Here is a 14,561-nt window from a genome sequence, read left to right on the forward strand (position 1 = left end):
GTCAGGCTCCCATCGGGTCGGTGATGTCCATGCCGAGGCCGCGGAAACGATCGGCCACGGCGACGGCGTGCTCCTCGACGGCGGCGATCGATGCGGTGCCGGCGAGCTCGTCGGCGCGAGAAGCGATCAGCTTGACGGCGGCGAGGGCCTGCGGCAGCCAGGTGTTCACCGCGGCCTCGATCGAGGCCGTGTTGGCCGCGCCGTACTGCTCGTCGGCGATCCACTCCTTGTACAGCGGGTCCAGCCACTTGCGGTGCTCGGTCCACCAGGTGCCGATGTGCTGCGCCAGCAGCGAGTAGGCGCCGGCCCCGCCGAGGATGGCCTCCTCGTCCAGGTAGCGGTAGACCAGCGCATCGACGAGCTCGTCGACCAGGTCCAGACCGATGACGCCGACCGCCCAGTCCTGCTCGACCAGCAGCCGCTCCTCGACCGAGCGCAGACCCTGCATGCTCGGGGCCCCGATCCACAGCGCCTTGGCCGCCTTCAGGATGTCGGCGGTCTGCTGGCCGAGGGCGATGCCGACCCGGGAGATCAGCTGGGCGTTGCCGATCCGGTCGAAGCTCTCGTAGCCGCAGCACTGCGCGATGGTCGCGCCGTAGCTGAAGCGGCAGGCGTTGGAGTAGAGCATCTGCGCGCCGGACTCGTAGTGGCGCAGCGGGATGATCACCTCGGCGATCAGCTGCTGCCAGTCAGCCGGCGTACGCTCCAGCAGGCCGTGGTTGGTGACGTAGTCCAGGGTCTTGCCGAAGGCATCGTGCATGGCGGCCCGGTTGGTGACGTACGGCGTGTAGTAGTACTGCCGCGGGTCGGTGTAGGAGTACGGGTCGGTCAGCTTGAGGGCGCTGTAGTTCGGGTCGTAGAGCTCACGTTCGGAGTCCCAGGTGGGGCGGTAGTGGAAGTTCTCCACCGGTTGCAGGCCGATGGTGCCTTCCTGGTAGCGGGTGGCGGGCTTGTTGCCATAGCGCTCGATCAGTGGCGTGAAAGTCTGGCGAAGAGGCTCGATGACCTGGGTCTTCAACTCGTACTGCACGTAACTGACCTCCTTCCGAGGTTTGCCGGTCCACGTTGACCGGACATCTGTGGGGTGGCGCTCGCAGGGCGTACGCGCCGGGGTGAGGGAGGTTCCCTCGGGGTTCAGCTGAGGTGGATGGCCTGCTCGTTGTGCAGGCCCGCGGCGATCACCAGGCGGACCAGCAGGTCCGGCAGTGCCTCCGGGCCGGTGAGCTCCTGGGGCTCGCCCTGCGGCAGGTCGTCGGAGATCACCTGCCCGACGGTCCTGCCACCGGCGAAGCGGGTGGAGACCCGCGCCAGGTGGTTGCGGCAGCTGATGGTGAAGGCGAGCTCGTCCCCGCCGACCTCGTCGACGAGCGACAGGTGTGAGGTCGGGTCCGTGATCACGGCGTTCGCCTCGCTGACGAGCTGCTCGGCCAGGGATCGCAGCGCGATCTGCCGGTCCGTGCCCTCGTTGCGGGCCACTGCAACTGCCGGTCGCATGGTGGGCTGGGGGGCCGCTTCCGGCTCCTCGGCCCCGAGTACCTCGGCCAGCCGATGCATGAAGAACGTCATGGAGACTCCTCCTCGAGTCGAGTTCGTACTAGAAATGTAAGGTGCATCACAGCACGGGCACATCCGTAGAACTACCCCATTCCGGTTCCCCGTGACCGGGTGGCCGGTCCACCGGGTACGCGTGTCCTGCCCGTTCCCACGGGGTCGAGAGGCCCCCGGCGCCGCCGTCGGTCGCGTACGCTCGGGGGTATCCGCAGTGTTGAGGAGCAGACGTTGACCGATCCCACGCCCCAGATGCTGGCGACCCCGCTGACGTCGTTCGTCGGGCGCAGGGAGCTGCTCCACCACGCCGAGCAGGTGGTCCGGGAGCAGCGGCTGGTCACCTTGGTCGGTCCGGGCGGAATCGGCAAGACCCGGCTGTCGATGGTGCTGGCCGACGCGCTCCGTACGGAGTTCCTCGATGGCGTGATCATGGTCGCCCTGGACGCGGTGCAGGATCCTGCCGGTGTCGCCTGGCGGGTGGCCTCGGCCGTCCACAGTGTCGACCAGTCGATCCAGGACCCGCTCGCCCAGGTCATCCGCCAGCTGCGCGAGCGACGGGTGCTGCTGCTGGTCGACAACTGCGAGCACGTGCTGGAGGCTGCCGCGGACCTGGTGATGGCCGTCCTGCGGGACTGCCCCCAGGTGCACGTGCTGGCCACCTCGATCGAACCGCTCGGTATCTCGGGGGAGCGGGTGGTCTCGGTGCCCCCGTTGCAGCTGCCGGTCTCCTGTGCCGACCTGGAGGCCGTCCGCCACTCCGAGGCCGTGCACCTGCTGGTGGAGCGCGCCGCCCAGGCCGGGGTCGACCTGGACGTGACCCCGGCCAACTGCCGCCAGGTGATCGAGCTGTGCGAGCACCTGGACGGGATGCCGCTGGCGATCGAGCTGGCCGCCGCGCGGCTGCGCTCGCTCACCGTCGGTGACCTGCTGGAGCGGCTCGGGCACCGGTTCGCCGTGCTCAAGGGCTCCAGCCGCGACCTGCTGCCGCGCCACCGCACCCTGGAGGCGCTGGTCGACTGGACGTACGAGCTGTGCAGTCCCGCCGAGCAGCTGCTGTGGTCCCGGCTCGCGGTCTTCCGCGGTGGCTCCGACCTCGAGGCGGCCGAGGCGGTGTGCGGCTTCGGCAGCATCGACCCGGTCGAGGTGCTCGACCTGCTCGACGGCCTGGTCGCCAAGTCGGTGGTGGTCGCCGTCGTGGTGGAGGGCCAGGCCTACTACCGCCAGTTGGTCACCATGCGGGACTACGGCGAGCGGGTCGCCGAGCGCCACGGCGAGTGGGAGGAACTGCGCCGCCGGCACGCGCTGCTGCACCGCGACCGCGGCCGCCGGATGCACACCGAGTGGGTAGGCCCGCACCAGGCGGCCTGGCTGCGCCGGGCCCGCCGCGACTACGCCGACATCGTCGCCTCGATGGACTGGGGCACCAGCACCCCCGACGGGCACGACGTGGCGGCCGAGACGGCCGCGAACCTGCGCTACTTCTGGGCCTCCGGCTACAACATGAGCGCCGGGCGGTACCGGCTGGAGCGGGTGCTGGCACTGCCCGACGTCGCCCCGTCGCTGCGCTGCGAGTGCCTGCTGGTGATCTCCTGGGTGAGCCTGCTACAGGGCGACCACACCGACGCCCCCCGCTACCTCGCCGAGGCCCAGGCCCTCGCCACCGAGCTGGGGGACCGGCGCAGGCTCGCCGAGGTCCAGACCTGGACCGGGCTGGTCCATTTCTTCACCGGCGACGCGGCCGGGGCGGTGCCCTACTACCAGCGCGGCATCGCCGAGCTGCGCGAGGTCGGCGACGTCGCGGCCAGGCAGGCGGCGATGTTCCAGCTGGCGCTGTGCCAGATCTACTCCGGCGACCCGGCCGCCGGCGGGGCGACCTGCGAGGAGATCCTCGAGGAGAGCCGCCGCGACCAGGAGGCGTGGGTCAAGGCGTACGCCCTGTGGGTGGCGGGCATCGTCCGGTGGCGCCAGGGTGACCTGGCCGGGGTACGCGAGTACGCCACCGCGGCCCTGCGGTTGCAGCAGGTCTTCCAGGACGCCATCTGCACCGCCCACCTGATGCTGCTCGTCGGCCAGGTCGTGATGGCCGCCGGCGAGGTGCGCCGGGCGGCCCGGCTGCAGGGCGCGGCGGATGCTCTCTGGGTCCTGCACGGCACTGGCATCGACGCCTTCGGCCCGGGCCTGGCGGGCGATGCCAGGGAGAGCCGCGAGCGGTTGTTCCGGGTGCTGGGGCGGACCGAGGCCGGCACGCTGATGGCCGAGAGCGCCGGGGTCGACGTGCCCCGCGCGATCGCGCTGGCGCTGGCCGAACTCGATCGGCTGGAGGTCTCCCAGCACGGCGGTGAGGTCGGGCTGACCAGGCGCGAGGCGCAGGTCGCCGAGCTCCTCGCCGAGGGCCTGAGCAACAAGCAGATCGCCGGGCGGCTGACCATCTCGACCCGGACCGTCGACGGCCACGTCGAGCGGATCCTGGCCAAGTTCGGCGTCACCTCCCGATCCCAGGTGGCGGTGCGGTTGCGCGAGACGGAGGCACGGGCATGACAGGACTGCGACGCCGGCCGATCGCCGGCGAGGAGCTCGACGCGGCGGGGCTGCTGGAGTGGCTCGGCGACGACCCGGGCGTACGGGCCAACATGGTCACCTCCCCCGACGGCCACGCGACGATCCGCGGCCGGGTCGGGGACCTGACCGGTGAGGCGGACCAGGCCCTGTTGCTGGCCCTGCGCGGGTGGTGCGACGTGCTGCTGGTCGGGGCCGGGACGATCCGGGCGGAGGGGTACGGGGTGGTCGACCTGCCGCCCCGGCTGGGCGAGATCCGGCAGGCCCGAGGACAGGCTCCCCGTCCGGTGCTGGCGATCGTCTCCGGCAGTCTGGACCTGGACCCGGCGCTGCCCGCCTTCGCGGAGGCCGGGCCGGACAGCCGTCCGTGGGTGGTGACCGTCGCCGGCGCCGATCCGGCCCGCCGGGCCCGGCTCGAGCCGTACGCGCAGCTGCTGGAGGTCGCCGCCGGCCCGGACGGCCGACCGTTGCTACCGGTCGCCGTCGAGGGATTGCGGACGGCCGGCCTGCCGCGGGTGCTGAGCGAGGGCGGCCCGACGGTGCTGGCCGAGCTGGTCGGCGCGGGCGTGGTCGACGAGCTGTTCCTGACCGTCTCGCCGACCCTGGTCGGCGGTGAGGGCCCACGGATCCTGCACGGCCACGCGTACCCGGAGCCGGTGGACCTGCGGCTGCTGGACGTGCTCGGTGCCCGCGACGAGGTCTTCCTGCGCTACGCGGTCGGGGCCGGCTCCCGTTCCGGGGGCGCCGACCGGGCGTAGCGCTGGGCCAGTGCCGAGCAGGCCATCAGCTGGGCCTGGTGGAAGATCATCAGGGGCAGCGCGATCAGGCCGATCGGCTGGCCGGCGAAGAGCACCGCGGCCATCGGCAGTCCGGTCGCCAGCGACTTCTTCGAGCCGCAGAACTGGATCGCGATCCGGTCCGCGCGCCCGAAGCCGAGCCGTCGCGCGACCCACCAGGTCAGCGCGAGGACCAGGGCCAGGATGACCAGGCAGACCCCGACCAGGGCCAGTACCTGCGGCGCGGAGACCTCCCGCCACATCTGCTCGCGCCGGCCGGCGGAGAAGGCCGAGTAGACGACCAGCACGATGATGCCCTGGTCGACGTACTTCAGCGGCTTCCTGTGGCGGGTGACGAAGCCCGCCGTCCACCGCCGGGAGAGCTGGCCCAGGACGTACGGCACCAGGATCTGCAGCACGATGTCGAGCACCGCGCGGGGGTGCACGCTGGCCTGCCCGGAGGTGTTCATCACCGCGATGACCAGCAGCGGGGTCAGGAACACCCCGATCAGGTTGGACATCGACGCGGACACCACGGCGCCGGCGACGTTGCCCCGGGCGATCGAGGTGAAGGTGACCGAGGACTGCACGGTCGACGGCAGCAGGGTCGTGTAGAGCAACCCGAGGTAGAGCGCCGGGGTCAGGATCCCGAGCGGCACCAGGAAGCCGAGCGCCAGCCCGAGCAGCGGGAACATCAGGTACGTGGAGGCGAGGATCACGCCGTGCAGCCGCCAGTGGCGCAGGCCGTCGAGGGTCTCGCGCGGGTGCATCCGCGCCCCGTACAGGAAGAACAGCAAGGCGATGCCGGCGGTCACGCCGTGCCCGAGCACGACCGCCCCGACGCCGCGCGCGGGCAGCAGGGTCGCGACGATCGCCGAGACGACGATGGCCAGCAGGAAGGAGTCGATGCGGAACCGCGGGGCAGGGGCCATGGAGGGAGAGGCTACCGGTGCCCGGACGTCAGGAGACCGCCTCCTTGGAGGTGAGCACCTCGAGCACCACCCGGGCGTCGTCGTCGGCCAGGCCCGCGGCGAACTCGCGCAGGGCCTCCCGGCGCTGTACGGGCGTACCGGTCAGGGCGGCGAGCATCTCCGCAGCCATCAGGGTGGCCCGGGACTCCGCGGGACGGTAGAACCAGGCGCGGCCCTCCAGCTCACGGGTCACGCGGCCCTTCTTCGACAGTCTGTCGAGGACGGTCATGACGGTGGTGTAGGCAAGGTCCCGGTCGCGGGTCAGGTCGGCCAGAACCTCCCTGACCGACATCGCATGGTCCGTGCGCCACAGCACCTCCATGACCTGAAGCTCGAGGTCACCAAGGTTTGGCATGTCCCCATGCTAGAGCAACTCGCGCCGAAGTACTACACGTTGCGTAGATGGCTGGTGTGACATATCTCCGTTCCATTCGGAGTGTGATGTAGAACCGTTCCATTTCCCTGCCTCGGTGTGGCCGGCACTACTGTGCTGCCGCGAGGCCGGTCGTACTCTCGGGGGCATGGACCCTGTGCTGCTGGCACGGTGGCAATTCGGGATCACCACCGTCTACCACTTCTTCTTCGTTCCCCTCACGATCTCCCTGGCGCTGCTCGTCGCCGTCATGCAGACGGCGCACTACCGCACCGGCAAGGACGCCTACCGCAGGTTGACCGACTTCTTCGGCAAGCTGTTCCTGATCAACTTCGCCATGGGTGTCGTCACCGGCATCGTGCAGGAGTTCCAGTTCGGGATGAACTGGTCGGAGTACTCCCGGATGGTCGGGGACATCTTCGGCGCACCGCTGGCACTGGAGGCGTTGCTGGCCTTCTTCATGGAGTCGACCTTCCTCGGCCTGTGGATCTTCGGGCGCGACCGGCTGCCGAAGGCCGTCCACCTGGCCTCGATCTGGCTCGCCGCAATCGGCACCGTGCTCAGCTCGCTGTTCATCCTGGTCGCCAACTCGTTCATGCAGCACCCGGTCGGGTTCACCTTCAACGAAGCGCGAGGACGCGCCGAGATGACCGACTTCTGGGCGGTCCTGACCAACCCGGTCGCGCTCGTCACCATCCCGCACACGCTGATGGCGGCGTACATGGTCGGCGGCGCCTTCGTGATGGGCGTGGCGGGCTGGCACCTGCTCCGGATCGCCCGGACCTCCGGCGCCCGGAACCGGTCCGAGCTGGAGGGCCAGCAGGCCGAGGACGCCTCGGCGTACGGATGGGCGACGAAGTTCGGCGCCTGGGTGATGATCGCCTCGGGCGCACTGGTGATCTTCTCCGGTGACCTGCAGGGCAAGGTGATGACCGACGTCCAGCCGATGAAGATGGCCGCCGCCGAGGCGATCTGGGAGACCGAGACCCCCGCCTCGTTCTCGATCTTCACCATCGGCACCCTCGACGGCTCCCGCGAGGTGTTCGCGCTGAAGGTGCCGGGCGTGACGTCCTTCCTCGCCACCGGTTCGTTCACCGGGACCGTGCAGGGGATCAACCCGCTGCGCCAGGAGTACGACGCCAAGTACACCGCGATGATCCGGCAGAAGTACGGCGACGAGGTCGCGAATGCGATGACGTACACCCCGGCCGTCCCGGTCACCTACTGGACCTTCCGGCTGATGATGGGCCTGGGCTTCGCCGCGATCGCCGTCGGCGCGATCGTGCTGGTCATGCTGCGCCGCGGCAACCTCCCGCCGCTGCGCGCCGGCTGGTTCTGGTGGCTGATGATGGTCGCCGCACCGCTGCTGCCGCTCTTCGCCAACTCGTTCGGCTGGATCTTCACCGAGATGGGCCGCCAGCCGTGGATCGTCTTCGGGCTGATGCCCACCGCCGCCGCCGAGTCGCCAGGGGTGCCGGCCGCTCAGGTACTGACGACGATGATCGGGTTCACCCTGCTCTACGGCGCCCTCGCCGTGGTGGAGGTGCAGCTGCTGCTGCGGGCCATCCGCAAGGGTCTGGAACCCTCCACCCCGGAGCACGCCGTCGACACCGAGAGCGACGACGCCCCGTTGTCGTTCGCGTACTGAGAGGGGACACCGACCATGGACACCACACTTCCGATCGTCTGGTTCCTGCTCATCGCCGTCCTGTGGACCGGCTACTTCGTCCTGGAGGGTTTCGACTTCGGCGTCGGCATGCTGCTGCCGATCCTCGCCAAGGACGAGCGTGAGCGACGCGTCATGATCAACACCATCGGCCCGGTCTGGGACGGCAACGAGGTCTGGTTGCTCACCGCCGGTGGTGCCACCTTCGCGGCGTTCCCGGAGTGGTACGCGACGATGTTCTCCGGCCTCTACCTGCCGCTGTTCCTCATCCTGATCGCGCTGATCCTGCGCGGCGTCGCCTTCGAGTACCGCCACCAGAAGCACGGCATGGGCTGGAAGCGTGGCTGGGACAACCTGATCACCGGGTCGTCGTTCGTCGCCTCCCTGGTGCTCGGCGTGGCCTTCGCCAACTTCGTCCGCGGCCTGCCGATCGATGGGGCCCGGACGATCCACCAGACCGCCGGCTCCTTATTCGGGCTCTTCACCCCGTTCGCCCTGCTCGGCGGGGTGCTCTTCGTGGTGCTGTTCCTCACCCACGGCGCCGCGTTCATCGCCCTGAAGACCGACGGGGAGATCCGCGCCCGGGCGCGTCGGTTCGCGTCCCGTACGGGGGCCGTCGCGATCCTGGCGATGCTGGCGTTCGTCCTGTGGATGAACCTCTCGTTCTCCGGCCTGGCCCGTGGCGTCGCCGGGGCCTCCCCGGCACTCTCGCTGTGGCCCGCCGCGGCGCTTGCCGTCCTCGGGCTGGTGGTGCTGTGGCTGGCCAACTCCCGCGGCAGGGAGGGCTGGGCCTTCGTCGGCGGCGCGGTGAGCATCCTCGCCATGCTGGTGAACATCTTCGCCGCCCTGTTCCCGAACGTGATGCCCTCCACGCTGGACCCGGCCTGGAGCCTCACCGCGGCCACCGCCGCCTCGTCCACCTACACCCTGAAGATCATGACGGTGGCCGCCGTCGTGATCACCCCCTTCGTGCTGCTCTACCAGGCCTGGACCTACTGGGTGTTCCGCAAGCGACTGACGGTCCGTGACATCCCGCTCGAGGCGCCGGCGCCGGTCGCCGAGCCCCGGCACGTGGCAGGCTGATGCCGGGACCGCTGCACCCCCAGCTCCTGGCGAGGGCCCGCGCGACGAGGACCTACCTGGCCGCCGGGGTCCTCGTCGGTACCCTGACTGCGGTCCTGGTCGTCGCCCAGGCCTGGCTGGTGTCGGACCGGGTGGCGTACGTCGTCGAGACCCACCGACCCGACGGCCTCGCCACCACCGTCGGCTGGCTGGTCCTGGTTCTGCTCGGCCGCGCCCTGCTCCGCGGTGTCAATCCCTGGCTCGGCCAACGTGCCGCCGCCGTGGTCAAGGGCGGACTGCGCCGCGACGTCGCCGCGGCCCGGCTCGCCCGCCCGTTGGACCCCCGCAGCGACACCGGCGGCCTGGTCGAGCTGGTCACCCACGGCCTCGACGCGCTCGACGGCTACTACGCGAAGTACCTCCCGCAACTGCTGCTCGCGGTGACCGTGCCGCTGGTGGTGGGCATCGCGCTGCTGGCCACCGACCTGCTCACCGCCGTCATCGTCGTGCTCACCATCGGGCTGATCCCGTTCTTCATGGTGCTGATCGGTTGGGCAACCGAACGGCGGATGAACCGCCGCTGGGCCGTGCAGGCCAAGCTGGCCCACCACTTCGCCGACCTGGTCGCCGGCCTGCCGACCCTGCAGGTCTTCGGCCGTGCCCGGGCCCAGGCCATCGGCCTGCAGAAGATCGAGGCGCGCAACCGCGCCGAGACGATGGGCACGCTGCGGATCTCCTTCCTCTCCTCGATGGCCCTCGAACTGCTCTCGACCCTGTCGGTGGCGATCATCGCGGTCTCGATCGGCCTGCGTACGGTCGCCGGGGGGATGGACCTGCGCACCGCGCTGTTTCTGTTGGTCCTGGCCCCGGAGGTCTACCTGCCGCTGCGCCAGGTCGGCGCGCACTACCACGACTCCGCCGAGGGCATCGCCGCTGCCGACCGGGCGTTCGCCGAGATCGACGCCCCGCGGGTCACCGGCGGTCTTCAGGCCGCCCCTGACCCCGCCACCACGCCGCTGCACATCCGCGGGCTGCAGGTGACCTATCCCGGCGCGGACCGTCCCGCGCTGGACGGCCTGGACCTCCAGCTCGCCCCGGGAGAGGTCGTCGCGGTCGTCGGCCCCAGCGGTGGGGGCAAGTCGACCCTGCTGTCGGTGCTGATGGGTTTCGTGCGTCCCACGGCCGGCGAGGTCGTGCTCGGCGACGTACCGCTGGCCGACATCGACCCGGACTCCTGGCGGGCCCGGATCGCCTGGGTGGGCCAGTCGCCCGGCCTCCCGGAACGTACGGTCGGCGCCAATGTCGCCCTGGGCGCCCCCGGAGCGCCGGCGGAGGCGATCCGACGTGCCCTCGACCGGGCCGGCGCGGCCGACCTCGAGCTGTCCCATCCGGTCGGCGACGAGTCGACCGGTCTGTCCGACGGTGAACGGCGCCGGGTCGGCCTGGCCCGTGCCCTGCTGCGCCTCAACCACGGCGGTGCGAGTCTGTTGCTGCTCGACGAACCGACCGCCGGCCTCGACAGTGGGACCGAGGCCCGCGTCCTCGCCGCGCTGCGCGAGGATCGCCTCACCGCCCTGGTCGTCACCCACCGCCCTGCCGTGATCGCGGCCTGCGACCGGGTGGTCACCGTCGGTCCGGTCGGGACGGTCGGTCCGGTCGGGACGGTCGCGCCATCCGCTCCGACCGACGCCGGGGCGTCCGTCGAGGAGGTCCGGGCGTGAGCGGGCCGGTCACCACCCTGGTGGACACCACGCTCCGCGCCGTCCCGCACGGGCGACGCCGGGCGCTGCTCACCGTGCTGCTGTCCGCCGGCGCCTCCGGCGCGGCGGTCGCGCTGATGGGCACCTCGGCCTGGTTGCTGTCCCGGGCCGCCGAGCACCCGCCGATCCTCTACCTGATGGTCGCGATCACCGCGGTGCGGACGTTCGGCATCTCGCGCGCCGTGCTGCGCTATGTCGAGCGCCTGGTCGGGCACGACCTGGCCCTGGGCATGCAGAGCGCCCTGCGGTTGCGGGTCTACGACGTGCTGAGTCGTACGATCCTGCTCGGCCGCTCCCGCGGTGACCTGCTGGTGCGCATCGTCGACGACGTCCGCGCCGTGATGGACGCCGTCGTCCGGGTGCTCGTGCCGTTCACCGCGGCCGGTGTCGTGGCGGTCGCCACCACCGTGCTGGTCGGCCTGGCCTCGCCGGTGGACGGGGCGGTGCTGGGCCTGAGCGCCATACTGGCCGGGGGTCTGGTGCCGTGGATCGCCCAGCGGGCCTCCGCGCGTGCCGACACCGCGCTCGCCCCGCTGCGCGGAGAACTCGCCGACGCCGTCACCGGCCTTCATCGCACCGCCCCGGACCTGGTCGCGTACGGCGTGCAGGACCGGGCCCTGGCCCGGATCGAGGCCATCAACACCCGGTTGACCGCCGCCGAGGAGCGGGCCGCCCGGGTGCGCGGCCTGTCCGGTGCCCTGCAGGTGGCCGCGCTGGCGGTCGCCGTGGTCGGCGCCCTGCTGATCGGATCGCGGGCGGTGGTCGACGGTCGGTTGCCCGGCGTCATGCTCGCCGTCCTGGTGCTCACCCCGCTGGCCCTGCACGAGGTCCTCGAGCCGCTCGCCGAGGCCGCACAGACCTGGACCCGGGTGCGTTCCGCCCTGGGGCGGGTCGGCGACGTACTGGCCTTCCCCGCCACCGGCGAGGAGTTGGGGCCGGTGCGCTCCGCGGGCGGGCCCGCGATCGACGTACGTGGTCTGACGGTCGGCTGGCCCGGCGGCGAACCGGTGGTCCGCGGCCTCGACCTGCAGGTGCGGGCCGGGGAGCGGGTCGCGCTGGTCGGTCGCAGCGGGCTCGGCAAGACGACCGTCGCCGCCACGGTCATGGGACTGCTGCCGCCGCTGGCGGGGGAGGTCGAGGTGCACGGAACCGTCGGCTACCTCGCCCAGGACGCGCACGTCTTCGACACCTCGGTGGCCGAGAACGTCCTGATCGGGCGCAAGGACGCGAGCCGCGAGGAGATCGTCGCCGCACTGCACCGAGCCGGTCTCGCCCTGGCACCCGACCACCTGGTCGGCGAACACGGTGGGAGGCTCTCCGGCGGTGAGGCCCGGCGGCTGGCCGCCGCCCGCCTGTTCGTGGGGGCGGCCGACGTGGTCATCCTCGACGAGCCGACCGAGCACCTGGACGAGGAGACCGCCGAGGACCTGCTCGCCGACCTCTGGACCGCGACCGACGGGGCGGCGGTCCTGGTGATCACCCACGACCCGGTGGTGCGCGACGCCTGTGATCGGGTCGTCGACCTCGCGGCCTACGCTCTGATGGCACGCTGGGGGAACGAGGCTGGTCTCCGGATCCCCGTGGGGGTATTCTTGGAACAATTCCCAGTGATGGACCAGTGATGAAGGAGATCCGCCATGGAGTTGTCCAGCGATGACATGCGCCCGGTGATCAATCGGCTCAAGCGTGCCCGTGGCCAGCTCAACGGCATCATCGACATGCTGGAGGAGGGCCGCGACTGCGAGGAGGTCGTGACGCAGATCGCCGCGGTGTCCAAGGCCCTCGACCGAGCCGGCTTCACCGTCGTGGCGGCCGGCATGCGCCAGTGCCTGACCGCGGAGGACCAGCTCGACACCTCCAAGATGGAGAAGCTCTTCCTCAGCCTCGCCTGAGCCCCGGCACCCCGGACGCAGCAACCGCCCCACGTGGTCTCCACGTGGGGCGGTTCGCATCCGGGGCGGTTCGGATCTGGGTTGCGGTCGCACCTGGCGGATGATGGGCGATCGTCCGTGGGTGATCGTCGGTGCGGGCGCACCGACGCGAGGAACCGGAACGACCCCGCCACGATGACTCGTGACGGGGCCGTCCCGGCAGTGCCGGCGCCGCGGGGCAGGGGGGTCGGTTGCGGCGCCGGCGTGCGGATCTGTGCGCGCCGATCAGCGCGCGGCTTCCTCCTCGGCCGGGGACTCGGTCCAGGCCGGCTTGGCGAGCGGTCGGGTCGCGGTGGACCAGGTCTGGTAGCCACCGGTCAGGTTCCGGACCTGGTGTCCGGCCTGGCGCAGGATCCGCTCGGCCACGTGGCCGCGCAGGCCCACCTGGCAGGTGATCACCAGGTCACCGGCGGGCACCTCGTCGAGACGGTTGCGCAGCTCGTCGACCGGCAGGTTGATCGAGCCGGGGATGTGGCCGCGGCGGAACTCACCGGGGGTCCGGACGTCGACCAGGGGGATGCCGGCCTTGCGGGCCGCCTCGACCTCGTGCCACTGGACCAGCTCGGACTGCCCGTTCACGACGTTGTCGTCGATGAAGCCGAGCATGTTGATCGGGTCCTTGGCGGAGCCGAACTGCGGCGCGTACGCCAGCTCCAGGTCGGCCAGGTCGGCACCCTTGAGGCCGCCGCGCATCGCGGTGGCGATGACGTCGATCCGCTTGTCGGCGCCGTCCTTGCCGATCGCCTGGGCGCCGAGGATCTCGTCGGTGTCCGCGTCGACCAGCAGCTTGAGGTGCAGCGCCTCGGAGCCGGGGTAGTAGCCGGCGTGGGAGCCGGGGTGGGCGTGGATGGCCCGGTAGTTGCGGCCCGCGGCGCGCAGCCGCTTCTCGTTCCAGCCGACCGAGGCGGCCATCAGGCCGAAGACCCCGACGATGGCGGTGCCGAGTACCGGCTTCGACGTCGTCCGCCGGCCGACGATCACGTCGGCGACCAGGCGACCGTGCCGGTTGGCGGTCTGGGCCAGCGGGACCATCGCGGCCTCGCCGGACACCGCGTCGCGCTTCTCGGCCGCGTCACCCACGGCGAAGATGTCCGGATCGGAGGTCCGCTGGTACTCGTCGACCACGATGCCGCCGCGCCCGTTGACCTCGAGCCCGGCATCCTTGGCCAGGTGTGAGTCCGGGCGGACGCCGATCGACATCACGACCATGTCGGCCGGCAGTTCGTCGCCGGAGCCCAGGGTGACGGTCTTCTCGCCGATGGCGACGACCTCGTTGCCGGTGAGCACCTCGATGCCGTTGTCGACCAGTTGCTGGGCGACGTACGCGGCCATCTCCGGATCCAGCGGGGCCAGCAGCTGGTCGGCCATCTCGACGACGGTGACGTCGATGCCGAGGTGCTGGAGGTTCTCCGCCACCTCGATGCCGATGAAGCCACCGCCGACGACCACCGCGGTGTGCGGCCTGCGGCCGACCGCGGCGACCATCTTGTCGACGTCCGCGATGTTGCGCAGCGTCAGGGCCCGCTCCGCGCCGGGGATGTCCGGCACGAACGGCGCGGCACCGGGGGAGAGGATCAGCGTGTCGTACGACTCGGTGGTGATCCGGTCGGTGTTCAGGTCGCGCACCGACACCCGCTTGGCGTCCCGGTCGATCGAGACGACCTCGTGGCCGACGCGGACGTCGATCCCGAAGCGGCGACCGAGGGACTCGGGGGTCTGCAGCAGCAGGGCCTGACGGTCCTCGATCACGCCACTGACGTGGTAGGGAAGGCCGCAGTTGGCGAACGAGACGTACCAACTGCGCTCGAAGACGACGATCTCGGCGGACTCGTCGAGGCGACGCAGGCGCGTCGCTGCGGACATGCCGCCGGCGACGCCGCCGACGATGAGGACCTTGCGGGGACGGTCAGACATGGGT

At 71.2% G+C, this 14,561-nt stretch carries 11 protein-coding genes and 1 pseudogene; 7 read left to right on the forward strand and 5 right to left on the reverse strand.

All coding sequences use genetic code 11. The features are described from left to right. Position 1: 1 nt before the first annotated feature. A complete protein-coding gene (locus GA0111570_RS03855) occupies positions 2 to 1,030 on the reverse strand; it encodes a ferritin family protein (RefSeq protein ID WP_092606546.1) in 1,029 nt (342 codons plus the stop codon). A 104-nt stretch (positions 1,031 to 1,134) separates the two neighbouring features. Then, positions 1,135 to 1,566: a hypothetical protein gene (locus tag GA0111570_RS03860; RefSeq protein ID WP_092606549.1), complete on the reverse strand. Its 432-nt coding sequence runs from the start codon at positions 1,564 to 1,566 to the stop codon at positions 1,135 to 1,137. Positions 1,567 to 1,779: 213 nt separating this feature from the next. Here GA0111570_RS03860 and GA0111570_RS03865 point away from each other — a divergent pair, with 213 nt between their 5' ends. Continuing rightward, positions 1,780 to 4,086, forward strand: a complete 2,307-nt coding sequence (locus tag GA0111570_RS03865; RefSeq protein WP_139283136.1) for an ATP-binding protein — start codon at positions 1,780 to 1,782, stop codon at positions 4,084 to 4,086. After that, entirely contained in the window at positions 4,083 to 4,862 is a 780-nt protein-coding gene (locus GA0111570_RS03870) for a dihydrofolate reductase family protein (RefSeq protein WP_092606555.1), read from the forward strand. Before GA0111570_RS03865 ends, GA0111570_RS03870 begins: the two co-directional genes overlap by 4 nt. Here the strand turns inward: GA0111570_RS03870 and GA0111570_RS03875 are convergent. Beyond that, positions 4,814 to 5,812 carry a bile acid:sodium symporter family protein gene (locus tag GA0111570_RS03875; RefSeq protein ID WP_092606558.1) on the reverse strand — a complete coding sequence of 333 codons (999 nt, stop codon included), beginning with the start codon at positions 5,810 to 5,812 and terminating at the stop codon, positions 4,814 to 4,816. The two genes, GA0111570_RS03870 and GA0111570_RS03875, sit on opposite strands and share 49 nt — an antisense overlap. A 28-nt stretch (positions 5,813 to 5,840) precedes the next feature. Continuing rightward, entirely contained in the window at positions 5,841 to 6,206 is a 366-nt protein-coding gene (locus tag GA0111570_RS03880; protein WP_092606561.1) for a BlaI/MecI/CopY family transcriptional regulator, read from the reverse strand. 166 nt (positions 6,207 to 6,372) lie between these two features. On the opposite strand from GA0111570_RS03880, the gene GA0111570_RS03885 reads away from it, so the two are divergent. The 5 genes and pseudogenes from GA0111570_RS03885 (at position 6,373) to GA0111570_RS03905 (ending at position 12,604) form a co-directional block, all read left to right on the forward strand. Further along, positions 6,373 to 7,872, forward strand: coding sequence for a cytochrome ubiquinol oxidase subunit I (locus tag GA0111570_RS03885; RefSeq protein ID WP_092606564.1), 1,500 nt, complete (start codon positions 6,373 to 6,375; stop codon positions 7,870 to 7,872). A gap of 15 nt (positions 7,873 to 7,887) precedes the next feature. Continuing rightward, entirely contained in the window at positions 7,888 to 8,973 is a 1,086-nt protein-coding gene (gene cydB / locus GA0111570_RS03890) for a cytochrome d ubiquinol oxidase subunit II (RefSeq protein WP_092606567.1), read from the forward strand. Then, the gene (gene cydD, locus GA0111570_RS03895) at positions 8,973 to 10,673 is read left to right on the forward strand and encodes a thiol reductant ABC exporter subunit CydD (RefSeq protein ID WP_092606570.1); all 1,701 of its coding nucleotides are present in this window, start codon (positions 8,973 to 8,975) and stop codon (positions 10,671 to 10,673) included. The genes cydB and cydD overlap by 1 nt, the downstream gene beginning before the upstream one ends. Continuing rightward, positions 10,670 to 12,241, forward strand: a pseudogene (gene cydC / locus GA0111570_RS03900) (thiol reductant ABC exporter subunit CydC); the annotation flags it as partial. The gene cydD and the pseudogene cydC, both read left to right, overlap by 4 nt. Positions 12,242 to 12,349: 108 nt before the next feature. Then, complete coding sequence (locus GA0111570_RS03905) at positions 12,350 to 12,604, forward strand: metal-sensitive transcriptional regulator (RefSeq protein WP_092606576.1); 255 nt, start codon at positions 12,350 to 12,352, stop codon at positions 12,602 to 12,604. 264 nt (positions 12,605 to 12,868) lie between these two features. Here GA0111570_RS03905 and GA0111570_RS03910 read toward each other — a convergent pair whose 3' ends face one another. Further along, the gene (locus tag GA0111570_RS03910; protein WP_092606579.1) at positions 12,869 to 14,557 is read right to left on the reverse strand and encodes an FAD-dependent oxidoreductase; all 1,689 of its coding nucleotides are present in this window, start codon (positions 14,555 to 14,557) and stop codon (positions 12,869 to 12,871) included. Positions 14,558 to 14,561 lie beyond the last annotated feature (4 nt).

The sequence above is a fragment of the Raineyella antarctica genome, from assembly GCF_900092135.1.
Lineage (GTDB): Bacteria > Actinomycetota > Actinomycetes > Propionibacteriales > Propionibacteriaceae > Raineyella > Raineyella antarctica.